At 69.9% G+C, this 17,602-nt stretch carries 16 protein-coding genes; 11 read left to right on the top strand and 5 right to left on the bottom strand.

The genetic code is table 11. The features are described from left to right. Positions 1-45 precede the first annotated feature (45 nt). Complete coding sequence (locus GGQ83_RS12130) at positions 46-1,275, bottom strand: GTP-binding protein (protein WP_184384294.1); 1,230 nt, start codon at positions 1,273-1,275, stop codon at positions 46-48. Further along, on the bottom strand, positions 1,275-1,892 hold the full coding sequence (locus GGQ83_RS12125) for a DUF1826 domain-containing protein (RefSeq protein ID WP_184384292.1): 618 nt from the start codon (positions 1,890-1,892) through the stop codon (positions 1,275-1,277). Before GGQ83_RS12125 ends, GGQ83_RS12130 begins: the two co-directional genes overlap by 1 nt. Positions 1,893-1,992: 100 nt before the next feature. On the opposite strand from GGQ83_RS12125, the gene eno reads away from it, so the two are divergent. Further along, positions 1,993-3,270: a phosphopyruvate hydratase gene (eno, locus tag GGQ83_RS12120; RefSeq protein ID WP_184384290.1), complete on the top strand. Its 1,278-nt coding sequence runs from the start codon at positions 1,993-1,995 to the stop codon at positions 3,268-3,270. A 113-nt stretch (positions 3,271-3,383) separates the two neighbouring features. Next, entirely contained in the window at positions 3,384-3,698 is a 315-nt protein-coding gene (locus GGQ83_RS12115; protein WP_184384288.1) for an FtsB family cell division protein, read from the top strand. A 106-nt stretch (positions 3,699-3,804) separates the two neighbouring features. On the opposite strand, the gene GGQ83_RS12110 is transcribed toward GGQ83_RS12115, so the two are convergent. After that, positions 3,805-4,839: a phytanoyl-CoA dioxygenase family protein gene (locus tag GGQ83_RS12110; RefSeq protein WP_184384286.1), complete on the bottom strand. Its 1,035-nt coding sequence runs from the start codon at positions 4,837-4,839 to the stop codon at positions 3,805-3,807. Between the two features lie 9 nt (positions 4,840-4,848). Beyond that, complete coding sequence (locus GGQ83_RS12105) at positions 4,849-6,072, bottom strand: MFS transporter (protein ID WP_184384284.1); 1,224 nt, start codon at positions 6,070-6,072, stop codon at positions 4,849-4,851. 243 nt (positions 6,073-6,315) lie between these two features. Between GGQ83_RS12105 and pdhA the strand changes: the two genes are divergently transcribed. The 9 genes from pdhA to GGQ83_RS12060 all read left to right on the top strand — a co-directional run bounded on the left by pdhA (position 6,316) and on the right by GGQ83_RS12060 (position 15,207). After that, positions 6,316-7,278: a pyruvate dehydrogenase (acetyl-transferring) E1 component subunit alpha gene (pdhA, locus tag GGQ83_RS12100; RefSeq protein ID WP_184384377.1), complete on the top strand. Its 963-nt coding sequence runs from the start codon at positions 6,316-6,318 to the stop codon at positions 7,276-7,278. Position 7,279: 1 nt separating this feature from the next. Further along, a complete protein-coding gene (locus GGQ83_RS12095) occupies positions 7,280-8,653 on the top strand; it encodes a pyruvate dehydrogenase complex E1 component subunit beta (RefSeq protein ID WP_184384283.1) in 1,374 nt (457 codons plus the stop codon). A 17-nt stretch (positions 8,654-8,670) separates the two neighbouring features. Next, on the top strand, positions 8,671-9,999 hold the full coding sequence (locus tag GGQ83_RS12090; RefSeq protein WP_184384281.1) for a pyruvate dehydrogenase complex dihydrolipoamide acetyltransferase: 1,329 nt from the start codon (positions 8,671-8,673) through the stop codon (positions 9,997-9,999). After that, positions 9,996-10,460, top strand: coding sequence for a GNAT family N-acetyltransferase (locus GGQ83_RS12085; protein WP_184384279.1), 465 nt, complete (start codon positions 9,996-9,998; stop codon positions 10,458-10,460). The genes GGQ83_RS12090 and GGQ83_RS12085 overlap by 4 nt, the downstream gene beginning before the upstream one ends. Positions 10,461-10,471: 11 nt before the next feature. Continuing rightward, the gene (lpdA, locus tag GGQ83_RS12080) at positions 10,472-11,866 is read left to right on the top strand and encodes a dihydrolipoyl dehydrogenase (protein ID WP_184384277.1); all 1,395 of its coding nucleotides are present in this window, start codon (positions 10,472-10,474) and stop codon (positions 11,864-11,866) included. 243 nt (positions 11,867-12,109) lie between these two features. Continuing rightward, complete coding sequence (gene lipA / locus GGQ83_RS12075) at positions 12,110-13,087, top strand: lipoyl synthase (protein WP_184384275.1); 978 nt, start codon at positions 12,110-12,112, stop codon at positions 13,085-13,087. After that, positions 13,087-13,566: a type II toxin-antitoxin system RatA family toxin gene (locus GGQ83_RS12070; RefSeq protein ID WP_184384273.1), complete on the top strand. Its 480-nt coding sequence runs from the start codon at positions 13,087-13,089 to the stop codon at positions 13,564-13,566. The genes lipA and GGQ83_RS12070 overlap by 1 nt, the downstream gene beginning before the upstream one ends. Positions 13,567-13,811: 245 nt before the next feature. After that, positions 13,812-14,834 carry a threonine aldolase family protein gene (locus tag GGQ83_RS12065; protein ID WP_456315714.1) on the top strand — a complete coding sequence of 341 codons (1,023 nt, stop codon included), beginning with the start codon at positions 13,812-13,814 and terminating at the stop codon, positions 14,832-14,834. After that, positions 14,818-15,207, top strand: a complete 390-nt coding sequence (locus GGQ83_RS12060; RefSeq protein ID WP_184384269.1) for a YraN family protein — start codon at positions 14,818-14,820, stop codon at positions 15,205-15,207. Before GGQ83_RS12065 ends, GGQ83_RS12060 begins: the two co-directional genes overlap by 17 nt. Here the strand turns inward: GGQ83_RS12060 and GGQ83_RS12055 are convergent. After that, positions 15,182-17,461 (bottom strand): fused MFS/spermidine synthase, encoded by a 2,280-nt coding sequence (locus tag GGQ83_RS12055; RefSeq protein WP_184384267.1) that lies wholly within the window; start codon positions 17,459-17,461, stop codon positions 15,182-15,184. The two genes, GGQ83_RS12060 and GGQ83_RS12055, sit on opposite strands and share 26 nt — an antisense overlap. Between the last annotated feature and the right edge of the window lie 141 nt (positions 17,462-17,602).

The following is a 17,602-nucleotide window of genomic DNA, read 5'->3' as shown; positions in this document are numbered from 1 at the left end:
CACGTCATCAATGCCAGCTTGGGAGGCTGGCGCAAGGGCCGTTCGTCAGGCGGTCCAGGCGGGGAAGGGGTCGGGCAGGTCGCGCGCGCGCTTCATCTCGGCCGGTGTGCAGAGGGTGGCGTCGAATTGGCGGCGCAAGGCAGCCTCGTCCATGCCGATGCCGATGAGGACGATCTCCTGCCGCCGGTCGCCGAAGGGCTCCTCCCAAAGGCGCTCGATCATGGTGCGCCAGCCGGCATCCTCCGGCCAGCGACCGGGGGGCACGGCGGCCCACCAATGGCCCGCGCCCTGGTGGCGGCCCACGCGGCCGGCGAGCTGCCATTCGCCCACCCAGGCATGGCGCGTGGCCAGCCAGAAGAAGCCCTTGGCGCGGACCACGCCGGGCAGGTCGCCCTCGATCAGCGCCTTGAAGCGGCCGGGATGCACGGGGCGGCGGGCGCGCCAGACGAAGTTCGTGATGCCGAATTCCTCGCTCTCGGGCAGGTGGCCGCCGAGCAGCGCCTGCTGCCAGCCCGCCGCCTCCTGCGCGCGCTCGAAGTCGAAGCGGCCCGTGCCCAGCACCTTGGCCAGCGGCACGCGGCCATGGGCGGTGGAGAGGATTTCGGCGCGCGGGTTGAAGGTGGCGAGCAGGCCGGCGAGGCGGCCGAGTTCCTCCGGCGTCACCAGATCGGCCTTGTTCACCAGGATCACGTCGGCGAACTCCACCTGCTCCACCAGCAGGTCCACGAGCTGGCGGGTGTCGCCCTCGCCCGCCGTCTCGCCGCGCCGGGCCAGGGTGTCGGCGCTGGAATAATCCTCCAGGAAGGTGCCGGCATCCACCACCGTCACCATGGTGTCGAGGCGGGCGACATCGCCCAGGCGGAAGCCGCTCTCGGTCGTGAAGTCGAAGGTGGCGGCGACGGGCATGGGTTCGCTGACGCCGGTGCTCTCGATCACCAGCGCGTCGAAGCGGTCCTCGGCGGCGAGTTTCGCCACCTCCTGCATGAGGTCCTCGCGGAGCGTGCAGCAGATGCAGCCATTGGACATCTCGACCAGCTTCTCCTCGGTGCGGGAGAGGCTTCCGTCGCCCCGGAGGGGCGCGGATGTGTCGTCGCCCCGGAGGGGCGCGGAGGTATCGTTGCCCACCAGCGCGCCGTCTATGTTCACCTCGCTCATGTCGTTCACGATGACGGCGACGCGCTGCCCCTCGCGGTTGGCGAGGATGTGGTTCAGCAGCGTGGTCTTGCCCGCGCCCAGGAAGCCCGAGAGCACGGTGACGGGAAGGGGCCGTGCCATCAGCAGCACCCCGCTTCGTCAATGCAGAGCACCAGGCGCCGGCGGCGGGCCTCGGGGAGGTGCGAGAGCGGAGGCGAGCGGTGCAGCACATGCCCGCCAGGCCGCGCCCGGCCACGGAAGAGGGCGACGGCGCCGAACGGCACCTCATGCGGCACGGCGTCCTGATCCGCCATGGTCCATTGCGTGCCCGGCCCGGCATAGGTGACGAGCAGGCGCAACCCCACCGCGTCCACATGGAACTTCCGGCAGGCATCGCCCGTGATGCCGTCGAAGCGCAGGCGGATATGCGTGGCGCGGGTGAGTGCGGCGAACATGTGCGCGAGGCGCAGCGCATCGGACAGCAGGTTGAGCGGCGCGGGGCCGGGCAGGCTGGCCACCGCCGCGTCCAGCGCCTCGTCCGGCGTGCCCTCGCCCATGGCGCGGAAGGGGCCGGCAGAGGCGAGCGGCGCCACCTCGCGGTTCCAGCCGTCCGGCATGTCCCGCAACCACAGCGCCAGGCCCACATCCTGGTGCAGGGCCGTGAGCAGCACGGTCTCCACCGTGGAGATCACGGCGCGGGGTGGGGGTTCGGCCACCGGGGTGGCGGGCGGGGCGAAGGCTTCGCAGAGGAAGGGCATGAATGTGATAGTATAACATAACTCAACCTGCGCAAGCCCCGGCTTGCCCTTTGCCGGGGGCCGTCCTATCCGCCGCGCATCGCTGCCGGAAGGAAAACCCATGCCCGCCATTGCCGATATCGTCGCCCGCGAAGTGCTCGACAGCCGCGGCAACCCCACCGTCGAGGCCGAGGTGGTCCTGGATGATGGCAGCCAGGGCCGCGCCATCGTCCCCTCCGGCGCCTCCACCGGCGCGCATGAGGCGGCGGAGCTGCGCGATGGCGACAAGTCCCGCTTCGGCGGCAAGGGCGTGCGCCAGGCCTGCGCGAATGTGGAGGGCGAGATCTTCGACGCCATCGGCGGCATGGATGCCTCCGAGCAGGTGAAGATCGACAACCTGATGATCGAGCTGGACGGCACGCCCAACAAGTCGCGCCTGGGGGCCAATGCCATCCTGGCGGTCAGCCTGGCCGTGGCGAAGGCGGCGGCCAACGCGCATGAACTGCCGCTCTATCGCTATGTCGGCGGCACCTTCGCCCGCACCCTGCCGGTCCCGATGATGAACATCATCAATGGCGGCAAGCATGCCGACAACCCGATCGACATCCAGGAATTCATGATCATGCCGGTGGCCGCCGGCACGGCCGCCGATGCGGTGCGTGTGGGGGCGGAGGTCTTCGCGGCACTCAAGAAGGCGCTGCACGACGCCGGCCACAACACCAATGTGGGCGACGAGGGTGGCTTCGCGCCGAACATCGGCAGCGCGGACGAGGCGCTCTCCTTCATCGCCAAGGCCTGCGAGGCGGCCGGCCACCGGGTGGGCGAGGACATCCTCTTCGCGCTCGACTGCGCGGCCAGCGAATTCTACCACGGCGGCAAGTATGTGCTGGAGGGCGAGGGCAAGACGCTCGATGCCGGCGGCATGGTGGACTACCTGGCGGCGCTCTGCGCCAAGTGGCCCATCGTCTCCATCGAGGATGGCTGCCACGAGGACGACTGGGACGGCTGGAAGCTGCTGACCGACCGCCTGGGTGCGAAGGTGCAGCTGGTGGGCGACGACCTGTTCGTGACCAACCCCGAGCGCCTGCGCCAGGGCATCGAGACGGGCACAGCCAATTCCATCCTCATCAAGGTGAACCAGATCGGCACGCTGACCGAGACGCTGGAGGCGGTGGAGACCGCGCATCGCGCCGGCTACACGGCGGTGATGAGCCACCGCTCCGGCGAGACCGAGGATGCGACCATCGCCGACCTCGCGGTGGCCACCAATTGCGGGCAGATCAAGACGGGTTCGCTCTCGCGTTCGGACCGGCTGGCCAAGTACAACCAGCTGATCCGGATCGAGCAGGATCTGGGGCCGGCCGCGCGCTATGCCGGCCGCACCATCTTGCGGCGCTAGCCGGCGGGGCGCCCGGGCTGAAGCCGGGCGCCTTTTCCCTTGCGAAACCACCGCTTTGGTGATGAGTTGCGGCGGGCGGTCCGGGGGGACCGCCGGTCGTGGGGGACTATCACATGCTGGCGTGGCTGGGCCGTCTGGCGCGGGGGTTGATCGCGCCCGTGCTCTTCTTCGGGGCCTCGGCCTTCTTCATCTGGCACGCCCAGCAGGGTGAGCAGCGGCACGTCGAGCGGCTGCAGGACCTGGCCCAGGCGCGTATCGGCCTGAACATCGCCACCGCCGAGCGTGAAGCCATGGAACGCCGCGTGAACGCCGTGCGCGGCAGCGAGATGGACCGCGACCAGGTGGAGGAACGCGCCCGCGCGCTGTTGAACCTGAGCCGCCCGGGCGAGATCATCCTGCCCTACGCCCCGGGCGAACGCCTCTACTAGCGCCTGATCCGCGCAGGCGGAATCGCCGGAGCGGTGAATCAGTCGCCTTGAGTCAGCCTGATCCGCGCAGGCGGAATCGCCGGAGCGGTGAGTCAGTCGCCTTGAGTCAGATCGCCGGCGGGTCCAGCGGCCCGCGCTCGCCCACCCAGCGCCAGCCGCCCGTGGCGCCACTCATCCGCTTCACCATGTCCTGTGCCGCCCAGAAACCGCGGATCACGCGCTTGTCGAGGCCGGTGGCGGACAGCACGTCCCCGCCCGGCCAGGGCTTGAACGGGTTGCCGCGCGCATAGGCCCAGATGCTGACGCGCCGCGTGGGCCTGTCCGCGATGCCGCGGCGGTGGAAGCCGCTGGTGTCCGCGATGACGAGCGTGTTGGGCGCCACCGCCATCTTGCGCGGGGCGGGATAGCCCAGGCGCGGCAGCGCCGCCTCCTCGATGCGGAGCGAGCCTTCGCGCGTGCTGCGGTCCGCGGCCCGCGCCGCGCCGATGGAGACCTGCCTCTCCCACGCCAGATGCCGCCGGTTGGGGCGGTGCGAACCGGGGACATAGGTGAAGCCCGCCTCGCCCTCCGCCACCTCGTCGAGAAACAGCCAGGACTTCACGGTGGGGTGGAAGGTGTCGGTGTGGAAGTCCGACTGGATGTCGGGCGGGGCCTCGCGCACATGGCTGAACACCGTCTGCACGAAGAGGAAGGGCGATTGCCGGAAGGAGCCCACGAAGTCGTGCAGGGCACGGTAGGGCGCGAAGCCGAGTGCCGCGCGGGTGGCGGGCAGGTGCGCCAGCGAGGCGGCATCCAGCGGGATGAGGCGCGTCAGCGTGTAGCCGTCCAGGTATTCGCGCGCGGGCAGGCGCGCGGCGAAAAGCTCCGCGCGCATGGCGGCGAAATCGGCGGCGGGGAGGAAGTCGGGCTTGGTTAGGAAGCCATGTTCCATGAGGGCGCGCTGGTCTTCCGCCTCCACCCCCTGCGCCAGGGCGGCGCGGCGGCGTTCGCCCAGGCGCTGCGCCAGGTTGCGGCGCGCGATGTGCAGCCCGGCGCGGTTCAGCCGTGGGCTGCCGATCAGCGGGTTCTTCTCGAAGGATTTGGCGCCGGTGGCGAGCGCCATGGCATGGAGCGGAAGCAGCGGCCAATGATGCCAGGCCATGTGGGTCCCTCATCTGCCCAGGGTGGAATGTGCGGCAGGCGCCCCGGCCGCGCAATCCGTGGGGAAGGCGCTGAGGCCGCGCAGGGGCGCGCGCAGCACCAGCAGCACCGAGAGAGCGAAGCCCAGCAGGGCCAGCAGCAGGCCCGCCTCCGCGCCGTCCCGGGCCGCCAGCGCGCCGCCGGCCAGCGCCCCCAGCGGCCGCACGCCGAAGACCGCCACCTGCATCACCGCCCCCACCCGGCCCAGCAGCGCCGAGGGCGTCACCGCCTGGCGCAGTGTGGTCTGCGTGACCTGCCAGAGCATCGGGCCGAACCCCACCAGCCATTGCGACAGCGCGAGGCGCGGGAAGGCCGGCAGCAGCCCGGCCCAGAGCAGCAGCACGGCCAGCAGCGTCAGCCCCGGCCCCAGCGCCAGCACATGGCCGGGCGCCAGCACGCGCAGCACCAGGGGGGCCGCGACCGCCCCCATCATCAGCCCCGCGCCGTAGAAGCCCAGCGCCAGCCCCGTCTCGGCCGGGGTGAGGCCAAGCGGGCCCAGCGCCAGCGGCACCAGCACGGCCAGCAGGGCGAAGAAGGCGAAGTTCCAGGCGATGGCGCAGAAGGCGAGGCCGCGCAGATGCGCCTCGCGCCAGGTGAAGCGCGCGCCCTCCAGGATGGCGAGGCGCAGCGGCACGCGCGGGGCGGGCGGCGGTTCGGCCGGCAGCCGGCCCAGGGCCAGGGCGCCCGTCACGGCGAAGGCGGCGGCGAGCGGTAAGGCGAGGCCCGGCGAGCCCAGCTGCGCGCAGAGGCCGGCGAGGGGTGCCGCCACCAGCGTCGCCACCCCGCGGGCGAGTTCGATGGCCGCGTTGGCGCGGGGGCGGCGCGCGGCGGCCACATAGCCCGGCAGCAGGGCGGCCACGGCCAGGATGCCCACCACCACCGCGCCACTGCCCAGGAAGGCGGCCAGGGCGAGGGTGGCCGGGTGGTGGCGCAGCGCCCAGGCCAGCAGGAAGCCGAGTGCCGCGGCCCAGAGCGCCACCCGCAGCGCCCGCACCCGCCCCGCGCGGTCCAGCCAGGCGCCGGCCGGCAGGGAGACCAGCAGCCAGGCCGCCCCCTGCGCCGCCACCAGCGCGCCCGTCATGCCGGGGCCGCCGCCGAGATGGAGCGTGGCCAGCAGGGGCAGTGCCGCCAGCGCCGCCTGGTCGGCGCCGTGCAGGGCGAAGGTGGAGAGGGCGAGGCGGCGTTCGGGTGTCATGCGGCGGTTGTGGCGGGGCGGCCGGGATCATCGCCATCCGGATGGTGCGTTGATGCGCCGCAGCATGTTAACCAATATCAAGTTAAAATTCATAAATCGTTGATTTTCTGCCGGTTTGGCGTTGATGGTCCTCCTTGCAACGGCGTGTGGGCGCCCTTAATGATGGGGCAGTTCGACAGGGAGAACGCCATGCCCCCCGAAACCTCGGGCGCCAAGCGCCGCAGCCGTGGCAAGGAGCCCGCGATGGGTCGTGACGTTCTGCTGCAGGCCTATCGGGACATGCTGCTGATCCGCCGTTTCGAGGAGAAGGCGGGCCAGCTCTACGGCATGGGGCTGATCGGCGGCTTCTGCCACCTCTACATCGGCCAGGAGGCCGTGGTGGTGGGCATGCAGATGTGCCTCGTCCCAGGCGACCAGGTCATCACCTCCTACCGCGACCATGGCCACATGCTGGCCACCGGCATGGAGGCCCGCGGCGTGATGGCGGAGCTGACGGGCCGCATCGGCGGCTATTCCAAGGGCAAGGGCGGGAGCATGCACATGTTCTCGCGCGAGAAGGGCTTCTTCGGCGGCCATGGCATCGTGGGCGCGCAGGTCTCGCTGGGCGCGGGCCTCGCCTTCTCGAACATGTACCGCGGCAATGACAATGTGGCGCTGACCTATTTCGGCGAGGGCGCCTCCAACCAGGGCCAGGTCTTCGAGAGCCTGAACCTGGCGGCACTCTTCAAGCTGCCCTGCATCTTCATCATTGAGAACAACAAGTACGGCATGGGCACGAGCGTGGAGCGCGCCAGCGCCAGCCGCGACCTGTCGAAGAATGGCAGCCCCTGGGGCATCCCGGGCGAGCAGGTGGACGGCATGAACGTCCGCACCGTGTTCGAGGCCGGAAGCCGCGCCGTGGCCCACTGCCGCGCCGGCAACGGCCCCTATCTGTTGGAGATGAAGACCTACCGCTACCGCGGCCACTCCATGTCGGACCCCGCGAAGTATCGCACCCGCGAGGAGGTGCAGAAGATGCGCGAGCAGCATGACTGCCTGGAGACCGCGCGGGCCGAATTGATGGCGCAGGGCGTGACCGAGGCCGACCTCAAGACGATTGACGACGAGGTGAAGGCCATCGTGCAGGACAGCGCGGAATTCGCGCAGGAATCGCCGGAGCCGCCGGAGAGCGAGCTCTGGACCGACATCCTTCTGGAGACCAAGTGAGATGGGCGTCGAGATCCTGATGCCGGCGCTTTCGCCCACCATGACGGAGGGCAAGCTCGCGCGGTGGCTGAAGAAGGAAGGCGATGCGGTGAAGTCCGGCGACGTGATCGCCGAGATCGAGACCGACAAGGCCACCATGGAGGTCGAGGCGGTGGATGAGGGCACCATCACCCGCATCCTGGTGCCCGAGGGCACGGAGAACGTGTCGGTGAACAGCCCCATCGCGGAGCTGGATGGTGGTTCGGGCGGGGCGAAGGCCGAAGCGCCGAAACCCGCCGCCGAAGCACCCAAGGCCGAAGCACCCAAGGCCGAGGCGCCCGCGCCCAAGGCCAGCGCCGTGCCCGAGGATGTGGCCGCCACCCCCTCCGCCCAGCCCGAGCGCGATTGGGGCCCCACCCGCTCCATGACCGTGCGCGAGGCGCTGCGCGATGCCATGGCCGCCGAGATGCGCCTGGATGGCGACGTCTTCCTGATCGGCGAGGAGGTCGGCCAGTACCAGGGCGCCTACAAGATCAGCCAGGGCCTGCTGGACGAGTTCGGCCCGAAGCGCGTCATGGACATGCCCATCACGGAGCATGGCTTCACCGGCATGGCGGTGGGCGCGGCCTTCAACGGCCTCAAGCCCATCGTCGAGTTCATGACCTTCAACTTCTCGATGCAGGCCATCGACCAGATCATCAACTCGGCCGCCAAGACGCTCTACATGTCGGGCGGGCAGCTGGGTTGCCCCATCGTGTTCCGTGGACCGAACGGGGCCGCGTCCCGCGTGGCCGCGCAGCACAGCCAGTGCTACGCCTCCTGGTACGCGCATTGCCCGGGGTTGAAGGTGGTCGCGCCGTGGAGTGCCGCGGATGCGAAGGGGCTGCTGCGCGCGGCCATCCGCGACCCGAACCCGGTCATCTTCCTGGAGAACGAGATCCTCTACGGGCAGAGCTTCGAATGCCCGACGGATGACGACTTCATCCTGCCCATCGGCAAGGCGAAGATCGAGCGCGAAGGCACGGACGTCACGCTCGTGGCCTTCTCCATCATGGTCGGCATGGCGCTGCAGGCGGCGGAAAAGCTGGCCGAGCAGGGCATCAGCGCGGAGGTGATCAACCTGCGCACGCTGCGGCCGTTGGACACCGAGACCATCGTGAACTCCGTGAAGAAGACCAACCGCCTGGTGACGCTGGAGGAGGGCTGGCCCTATGCCGGCATCGGCGCCGAGGTGGCCATGCAGATCATGGAACACGCCTTCGACCACCTGGACGCGCCGCCCACCCGCGTGACGGGGCTTGACCTGCCGATGCCCTACGCCGCCAATCTCGAGAAGCTCGCCCTGCCGCGCCTCGAACAGGTGGTGGAAGCGGCGCGCGCCGTGACCTACCGCTAAGCAAGGGGCGCCCGCACATGGCCACCAACATCCTGATGCCCGCCCTCTCGCCCACCATGACGGAGGGCACGCTCGCCCGCTGGCTGAAGAAGGAGGGCGACAGCATCAAGGCCGGCGACATCATCGCCGAGATCGAGACCGACAAGGCCACCATGGAAGTCGAGGCCGTGGATGAAGGCATCCTCGGCAAGATCCTGGTGGCGGACGGCACCGAGGGCGTGAAGGTGAACGACGTCATCGCCGTGCTGGTCGAGCAGGGCGAGAAGGCGCCGGACGCCGCTTCGCCCAAGCCTGAGGCGAAGGCGGAGGCGCCGAAGCCAGAGGCACCCAAACCCGAGGCACCCAAACCCGAAGCGCCGAAGGCGGAACCCGCGAAGCCCGCGCCGGCGCCCGCTGCCTCGGGCGATCGCGTCTTCGCCTCGCCGCTCGCGCGGCGCATGGCGCAGCAGGCAGGGATTGAATTGGCCGCGGTCACGGGCAGCGGACCGCAGGGGCGAATCGTGAAGGCCGATGTCGAGGCGGCAATGAACCGCCCGGCGGCCCCGAAGCGCGACGCTGCACCCGTGACCGCGGAGGCGGGGAAGCCCGCACCCGCGCCTTCTTCCGCCCCTGGCCCGAAGCCGGCACCCGCCGCGCCGGCCATCACGGCGCCGCACACGGCGGTGCCGAATTCCTCCATGCGCAAGGTCATCGCGCGGCGGCTCACGGAATCGAAGACCACCGTGCCGCATTTCTACGTGGCGATGGATTTCGAACTGGACGCGCTGCTGAAGCTGCGCGCGGACCTGAATGCGCAGTCGCCCAAGGAAGGTGCCGGCGCGTTCAAGCTTTCGGTGAACGACCTCATCATCAAGGCCTGCGCCGTGGCGCTGCGCCGCCACCCGGGCGTGAACGCCGCCTGGACGGATGAGGCCATCCTGCAATTCCAGGATGTGGACATCAGCGTGGCGGTGGCCATCCCGGACGGGCTGATCACGCCCATCGTGAAGGGCGCGGACCGCAAGGGCCTCGCCACCATCTCCAACGAGATGAAGGACCTCGGCGCGCGGGCCAAGGCCGGCAAGCTGAAGCCCGAGGAATTCCAGGGCGGCGGCTTCAGCATCTCCAACATGGGGATGTATGGCGTGTCCTTCTTCTCGGCCATCATCAACCCGCCCCAGGCCGGCATCCTGGCCGTGGGCGCGGGCGAGCAGCGGCCGGTGGTGAAGAATGGCGCGCTGGCCATCGCGACGGTGATGACCTGCCAGCTCTCCGTGGACCACCGCGTGGTGGATGGCGCGCTGGCGGCCGAATTCATGGCCACGCTGAAGGGCCTGATCGAGAACCCGCTGAGCCTGATGCTGTGACCATCCGCGCGGCCAGCCCGGCGGATGCGTCCGCCGTCTTCACGCTGGTCCGCGCGCTGGCCGAATACGAGGAATTGCTGGGCGACTTCCGCGCCACCGAGGCGGATTTCCACCGCCTCCTGGAACAGGGCGCCTGCCGGGCGCTGCTGGCGGAGGTGGAGGGCGAGGCCGTGGGCATCGCCCTCTTCTACCCCACCGCGCTCACTTTCCTGGGCGGGCGGGGGCTTTGGCTGGAAGACCTGTTCGTGGTCCCGGCCCATCGCGGCGCGGGGCATGGCATGGCACTGCTGCGGGCGCTGGCGCGGCTGACGCTGGACGAAGGCTTCGTCGCGCTGGAGTGGAATGTGCTCGACTGGAACGCGCCGGCCATCGCCCTCTATGACCGCATCGGGGCCACGGCGCGCACGCAATGGACGGACCGGCGGCTCGCCGGCGCGGCACTCTCCGCGCTCGCCGCCTGAGGAGAGGCAAGATGGCCGAGACATTCGACCTGGTGGTGGTGGGCGGCGGGCCTGGCGGCTATGTGGCCGCCATCCGCGCCTCGCAGCTCAAGATGAAGGTCGCGCTGGTGGAGCGCGAGAATTTGGGCGGCATCTGCCTCAACTGGGGCTGCATCCCGACCAAGGCGCTGCTGCGCGCCTCCGAGATCAACCACCTGCTGCACAGCCTCGATGCCTATGGCTTCGCGGCCGACAATGTCCGCTTCGACTTCGCGAAGGTGGTGAAGCGCTCGCGCGCCGTGGCGGGGCAGCTCTCGGGCGGCGTGAAGCACCTGCTGAAGAAGAACAAGGTCACGGTCTTCGACGGGCAGGGCGCGCTGGCGGGCCCGGGCAAGCTCAAGGTCACCAAGGACGGGAAGCCGGTGGCGGAGCTGGCCGCTAAGCACATCATCCTGGCCACCGGCGCCCGCGCCCGCGTGCTGCCGGGCATGGAGCCGGACGGCAAGCTCATCTGGTCCTACCGCGAGGCGATGACGCCGGCCGCGCTTCCGAAGAAGATCATCGTCATGGGCTCGGGCGCCATCGGCAGCGAGTTCGCGTCCTTCTACCTCAACATGGGTGCGGAGGTGACGCTGATCGAGGTGATGGACCGCATCCTGCCGGTCGAGGACGCCGAGATCAGCGCCTTCGTCCACAAGGCCTTCGTGGGTCAGGGCATGAAGGTCATCACCAATGCCCGGGTGCAGGGGGTGCGGAAGGGCGCGGACAGCATCACGGCTATCGTGGAAGCGAACGGCAAGGTGCAGGACATTACGGCCGACAAGCTGATTTCCGCGGTCGGCATCGTGGGCAATGTGGAAAATCTCGGCCTGGAGGGCACCAAGGTCGAGGTGGACCGCACCCATGTGAAGACCGACCCCATGGGCCGCACCGGCGAGCCTGGCGTCTATGCCATCGGCGACCTGACGGGCGCGCCCTGGCTGGCGCACAAGGCGAGCCACGAGGGCATCATCTGCGTGGAAGCCATCGCGGGCCTGCACCCGCACCCGATGGACGTGCTGAACATCCCCGGCTGCACCTATTGCCGCCCGCAGGTGGCGAGCGTGGGGCTGACCGAGGCCCGCGCCAAGGAAGCCGGGCACGAGGTGCGCGTGGGCCGCTTCCCCTTCATCGGCAATGGCAAGGCCATCGCGATGGGCGAGCCCGAGGGCTTCGTGAAGACCGTCTTCGACGCCAAGACGGGCGAGCTTCTGGGCGCCCACATGGTCGGGCCGGAGGTGACGGAGATGATCCAGGGCTATGGCATCGCCCGCACCCTGGAATCCACCGAAGCCGAACTCATGCACACCGTCTTCCCGCATCCGACGGTGAGCGAGGCGATGCACGAGAGCGTGCTGGATGCCTATGGGCGCGTGATACATATCTAATTGCCCTCAAACGCCGGGCGCCACGCCGCAGGCGTGCCTTCGGCACGACGCCTCCGGCGGCTTGGCTTTCGCCGCGCTTCAGATGCGTGGGCGGGTAGGGCGGTTGGGCGGCGCCGGCCGCTTTGCGGCCGGAGCGTGGGGCGGGTGCTTCCGCCGCCGCCTGTTCCGCTGTCGGCGGGCGGCAGGGTTGCACTGACGGATGGGGGCTGGGGAAAACCTCGCCCCGCGCTATATGGAGCCACCATGGCCCGCATCGAGATCGACCACCGCAGCAAGGCGGAGACCGCCCGCACCGGCGCCGCGCGGCACCCGGAAAAGGCGAACCGCCCCGACAACCCCATCCAGCGGAAACCCGCCTGGATCCGGGTGAAGGCGCCCACCCACCCGATCTACCATGAGACGCGCGCGCTGATGCGCGACAACAAGCTGGTTACCGTCTGCGAGGAAGCGGCCTGCCCCAACATCGGCGAGTGCTGGTCCCAGCGCCACGCCACCATGATGATCATGGGCGAGATCTGCACCCGCGCCTGCGCCTTCTGCAATGTCGCCACCGGCATGCCGAACGCCCTCGATGCCGACGAACCCCGCCGGGTGGGCGAGGCGGTGGCCAAGCTCGGCCTGCGCCATGTCGTCATCACCAGCGTGGACCGCGACGACCTGGCCGATGGCGGGGCGCTGCATTTCGCGCAGACCATCGCCGCCATCCGCGCCAGCGCACCCGAGACCACGGTCGAAATCCTCACCCCCGATTTCCTGCGCAAGCCCGGCGCGCTGGAGGTGGTGGTCGAGGCCCGGCCGGACGTGTTCAACCACAACCTGGAAACGGTGCCGCGTCTCTACCCAACCATCCGCCCCGGCGCGCGCTACTACCATTCCCTGCGCTTGCTGGACCGCGCGAAGCAGCTCGACAAGACGATCTTCACCAAGTCCGGCATCATGGTGGGGCTGGGCGAGGAGCGCATCGAGGTGCAGCAGGTGATGGACGACCTCCGCAGCGCGGAAGTGGATTTCCTGACGGTGGGGCAATACCTCCAGCCCACGGTGAAGCATGCGGCCGTCGCCCGCTTCGTGGAACCCACGGAGTTCGAGGACTATGCCAGCATGGCCCGCGCCAAGGGCTTTCTTCTCGTTTCGGCCACGCCGCTGACGCGCAGCTCCTACCACGCGGACAGGGACTTCGCGGCGCTGAAGGAAGCGCGCCTCAAGGCATTGGGCGCCTGATGCCCACCCATGCCGAAAAGCGCATCCTGCGCCACCGCCCGGAGGAGGTCTTCCAGATCGTCGCCGACGTGCACCGCTACCCGGAATTCCTGCCCTGGTGCGTGGGCGCGCGCGTGCTCAGCCGCGACGAGCAGAAGCTGGTGGCGGACCTCACCATCGGCTTCAAGATGTTCCGCGAGACCTTCCGCAGCGACGTCACCCTGCAACGCCCCGGCATGATCCAGGTGCAATACCTGGACGGCCCCTTCCGCTATCTGAACAACACCTGGAAGCTCAACCCCGTGCCGCAGGGCACGGAGGTGGATTTCTTCGTGGATTTCGAATTCAAGTCCCGCCTGCTGCAGGCCGTGATCGGCACCGTCTTCAACGAGGCCACGCGGCTGATGGTGCGTGCCTTCGAACGCCGGACCATGCAGGTCTATGGCCGCAACTCGGCCGCCGCGCCGCGGCCATCGGAAGTGCCTTCTACGCCCGGCTAGCGTCCGATCGCCTCGGTGGAACCACCGAGGCGTGAATCGGCCGCTTGCGGTGCGTCCGATCGCCTCGGTGGAATCACCAAGGCGTGAATCGGCCGCTTGCGGTGCGTCCGATCGCCTCGGTGCAATCACCGAGGCGTGAATCGGCCGCCGCGGGCAGAAACCCCCCGTTCCCGGCGCGAGCAAAGCGTTCTAGCCTTCGCGCCATGGTCCATGCTCCCAACCGCCCGCCCGCCGGTGCGCCACCCGTGCGCATCAACCTCTATTCCGACACCCAGACGCGCCCCACGCCGGCCATGAAGGCCGCGATGATGGAGGCCGAGGTGGGCGACGAGCAGCATGGCGATGACCCCACCGTCCATGCCCTGTGCGACCGCATGGCGGAGCTCATGGGCAAGGAGGCGGCGATGTATTTGCCGTCCGGCACCATGTGCAACGTCATCGCCATCCTCACCCATTGCAAGAAGGGCGATGAGGTGCTGGCGCACGAGACCAGCCACATCCTGCACAGCGAGGGCGGCACCCATGCCGCGCTGACCGGCGTGCAGATCATGCCGCTGAAGGGTGCGCGTGGCCTCTTCACTGCCGATGACGTGCGCGCCGGCATCCGCCCCAAGACCCGCTACGCCCCCCCTCAGCGCATGCTGGAGGTGGAGCAGACCGCCAATATCGGCGGCGGCGTGGTCTGGCCGCTGGCGCAGCTCACCGCCGTCACCGATGTGGCGCGGGAGCAGGGCTGGGCCACCCATATGGACGGCGCGCGGCTGATGAACGCCTGCGTCGCCGCCGGCGTGGCGCCGAAGGACATGGTGGCCGGCTTCGACAGCGTCTGGCTCGACTTCACCAAGGGGTTGGGCGCGCCGCTGGGGGCCGTGCTCTGCGGCAGCTCCGAGTTCATCGGCGAGGCCTGGCGCTGGAAGCAGCGGCTGGGCGGCTCCATGCGCCAGGCCGGCATCTGCGCCGCCGCCTGCCTCTATTCGCTGGACCACCATGTGGACCGGCTGGCGGAGGACCACGCGAATGCCAAGGCGCTGGCGCGCGGACTCGCGCAGATCGAGGGCGTGATGGTGGAGGAGCCCGACACCAACCTCGTCTTCTTCGACATCAAGGGCACGGGGGTGGCGGTGGAGGAACTCCAGCGGCGCCTCGCCCTACAGGGGATCATGGTCAGTGGCCTGGGCGGCCGTGTGCGCGCCTGCACCCATCTGGACGTGACGGCGGCGATGATTCCCGAGGCCGTCACCGCCATCCGGGATGCGCTGCACGCCTGACACCTGGGCGCGCGCCCGCCGTGGCGCGCGCGCCGACCGCTCCGGCCGCGATGCCGAGGCCATCGCGCGCGACCTGCTGCGCGCCGAGGGCTGGACCATCCTCGCCGAACGCGCCCGCACCCCGGCGGGCGAGCTGGATCTCATCGCCGAACGCGAAGGCCTGCTCGTCTTCGTCGAAGTGAAGGCGCGCCTCAGCTTTCGCGAAGCGGCCTTCGCGCTGACGCCCCGCCAGCAATCCCGGCTTCAGGCGGCGGCCGCCATCTGGCTGGCCGCGCATCCGGGCCATGGCGCGGCGGGGATGCGCTTCGACGTCATCCTCGTCGCCGCCGATGGGGCGGCGCGGCGCATCACGGACGCGTTGCGGGCCGGCTGACGGCGCTGGTCGTGGTCCAGGCCGGGCGCGGGCGATAGGCGTCCAGGTAGTCGTGGTTCATGAAGAACTCGTCGCGCGGGAACATGTCCGTCAGCGGGGGCTCCACGCGGGCCATCTGCGGTGTCCAGACCTGGACCTCGCCCGCCACGAGGTGGCCGAGATCGGTGATGGAGGGATTGCCGCGCTGGATGAAGGCCAGCGTCTCCGGCGCGCGCAGCCGGGCGATCAGCGCCGCCTGGTCCAGCGCGATGGGCTGGTCGCTGCCGATCAGCGCGTTGATGGGCCGCAGCAGCACCACATGGGGGAAGACGGCGGCGAAGGTGTCCACCACGCGCCAGGTCGGCGCCCATTGCACGTAGATGCCGCCCGGCGCCAGGCGCTCGCGCACCTGCTGCAGGAATTCGGCGCTGTAGAGCAGGCCGGAATGCGAGGTCTGCGGGCGGATGGCATCGGCCTCGATCACGTCATAGAGCGTGTCGCCCTGGGTCAGCGCGCGGCGCCCGTCGCCCGCCTCCAGCCGCACGCGCGGGTCGTTCAGCAGCGCGGCCACGCCCGATTCCGGCCGCGCGCGGGCGATGTGGCCCAGCGCGTCCAGCACGGGGGCGATGAGTTCCACGCCACGGATCTCGCGCGTGGCGGCGTTCACGGTCGCGCCATAGGGCGTGCCGCCCGAGCCCACGCCGATGGCCAGCACCCGCTGCGGGTCGGGGTGGATCAGCGGCCCCAGCATGCCCAGCAGGATATGGGCGTCGAGGAAGGGCACGAAGCCCTGGCCGAAGCCCATGATGAAGAAGCGGCCCGGCTGGCGGCCCTGGCCCTCGCCATGCTCGCGCCAGAAGGCGATCCCCGAGCGGTCCTCGCCCCAGGCGAAGCGGGCCTGGTCGGGCAGCCCGTGCAGCCGCGCCCAGAAACGTTCATTGCTGGGCATCAGCAGCGCGATGGCGGCCGTGGCCGCGGCCAGCGCCGCCGTCCAGGTGCGCGAGGGGCCGCGCGCCTGCCACAGCCAGGCGCCCAGCAGGCCGAGCGAGACGATGGCCAGCAGCAGCATCGTCCCCATCGTGCCGAAGAAGTGGAAGGTGACGAGGCCCGTGCCGATGGACCCCGCCGCATTGCCCAGGATGTTGGCCAGCTGCACCCAGCCCACCCGCGCGCCCACGCTCGCCAGGTCCTGTTGCACGGCGCGCTGCACGAAGGGGAAGGTCATGCCGATGATGAAGGAGGGCGGGGCCACCACCGCGACGATGATGGCCGTGGAAATGGCGAGGTGCGTCGGCCCGAAGCGGTCGAAGTCGGGCGCCATGAAGTCGGCCAGCGGCGAATGGCCCATGGCCCACCACAGCGCGCCCAGCAGCAACGCGCCCAGCGCGAAGCCCGCACCCTGGGTCAGGAAGAAGGCCGGCCGGGGGTCGCGCATGTTGCGCACCATGCGCGCGGCCAGCGCCATGCCCAGCCCATCGGCCAGCAGGAAGACGCCGAGGATGGTCGGAAACAGGTAGGCATGGAACTGCCCCACCTGGCCCAGCATCCGCACCCAGACGATCTCGAGCGCCACGATCACATAGCCCGAGAGGAAGACCAGCAGGCACCACAGCGGCAATCCGCCGAAGGGCGCGGGGCCGGTGGTGACGGCGCGCGCCGCGCGGCGCGGCGGCACCTCGCGGGAGAGCGAGGCCAGCAGCGTCAGCGCCAGGATGGCGGCGATCACGTCCAGGGCCGCGGCCAGGCCCAGCGCGCCCACGAAGCCCAGATGGCCCACGATGAACCAGCCGCCGACCAGCGCCCCCATGCCCGCGCCCAGGGTGTTGAGGCCATAGAGCGTGCCCAGTCGTTCGGCGATGGAGCCGAGGTCCGTCGCGATGGCGCGGGCCAGCAGGGGCAGCGAGGCGCCCATCAGCGTGGTGGGAATGACGAGGCCCGCGAAGCACAGCGCGAAGATGGCGGCGGGGCTCTCCACCTGGTCCACCATGCCGATGGCCAGGAAGTCGTAGAGGAAGGGCTTGGAAGCGAGCGCGCAGGCGGCCACCGCCAGCTCCGCCATCGCGAAGGCCAGCATCGCACCCCGCGGCGAAAGCCGGTCCGCGACCTTGGCGCCGATGATGGAGCCGAGCCCGAGCCCCGAGAGGAAGGCGCTGACCACCAGCGCGGCCGAGACGGTGTCGGAGCCCGCGAAGACCCCCAGCATGCGTTGCCAGATGATCTGACACAGCAGGGCGCCGAACCCCGAGAGGAAGAAGGCCACCATCAGCCGTGTCATATGCCTGCCCCGGAAATTATAATTCTGGGTTGACCGGATGCGCAGCGCTCATGGCGAATTTGTGGCGAGACCGGTGATTTCGTAAGGCGCGCGCAAGGTTCTGTTGACGAAGCGACCAGAGCGGTTTCCCCTTCATCCAAA

The sequence above is a fragment of the Roseococcus suduntuyensis genome, from assembly GCF_014196305.1.
Taxonomy (GTDB): domain Bacteria; phylum Pseudomonadota; class Alphaproteobacteria; order Acetobacterales; family Acetobacteraceae; genus Roseococcus; species Roseococcus suduntuyensis.
Note: the sequence above shows the minus strand (reverse complement) of the source record. Positions and strands in the feature narration are given on the sequence as shown.

Bases quoted from the DNA above. Each gene is read 5' to 3' on its own strand.
- GGQ83_RS12130 (WP_184384294.1), bottom strand. From the start codon at position 1,275: ATGGCACGGCCCCTTCCCGTCACCGTGCTCTCGGGCTTCCTGGGCGCG.
- GGQ83_RS12125 (WP_184384292.1), bottom strand. From the start codon at position 1,892: ATGCCCTTCCTCTGCGAAGCCTTCGCCCCGCCCGCCACCCCGGTGGCC.
- eno (WP_184384290.1), top strand. From the start codon at position 1,993: ATGCCCGCCATTGCCGATATCGTCGCCCGCGAAGTGCTCGACAGCCGC.
- GGQ83_RS12115 (WP_184384288.1), top strand. From the start codon at position 3,384: ATGCTGGCGTGGCTGGGCCGTCTGGCGCGGGGGTTGATCGCGCCCGTG.
- GGQ83_RS12110 (WP_184384286.1), bottom strand. From the start codon at position 4,839: ATGGCCTGGCATCATTGGCCGCTGCTTCCGCTCCATGCCATGGCGCTC.
- GGQ83_RS12105 (WP_184384284.1), bottom strand. From the start codon at position 6,072: ATGACACCCGAACGCCGCCTCGCCCTCTCCACCTTCGCCCTGCACGGC.
- pdhA (WP_184384377.1), top strand. From the start codon at position 6,316: ATGGGTCGTGACGTTCTGCTGCAGGCCTATCGGGACATGCTGCTGATC.
- GGQ83_RS12095 (WP_184384283.1), top strand. From the start codon at position 7,280: ATGGGCGTCGAGATCCTGATGCCGGCGCTTTCGCCCACCATGACGGAG.
- GGQ83_RS12090 (WP_184384281.1), top strand. From the start codon at position 8,671: ATGGCCACCAACATCCTGATGCCCGCCCTCTCGCCCACCATGACGGAG.
- lpdA (WP_184384277.1), top strand. From the start codon at position 10,472: ATGGCCGAGACATTCGACCTGGTGGTGGTGGGCGGCGGGCCTGGCGGC.
- lipA (WP_184384275.1), top strand. From the start codon at position 12,110: ATGGCCCGCATCGAGATCGACCACCGCAGCAAGGCGGAGACCGCCCGC.
- GGQ83_RS12070 (WP_184384273.1), top strand. From the start codon at position 13,087: ATGCCCACCCATGCCGAAAAGCGCATCCTGCGCCACCGCCCGGAGGAG.
- GGQ83_RS12060 (WP_184384269.1), top strand. From the start codon at position 14,818: ATGCGCTGCACGCCTGACACCTGGGCGCGCGCCCGCCGTGGCGCGCGC.
- GGQ83_RS12055 (WP_184384267.1), bottom strand. From the start codon at position 17,461: ATGACACGGCTGATGGTGGCCTTCTTCCTCTCGGGGTTCGGCGCCCTG.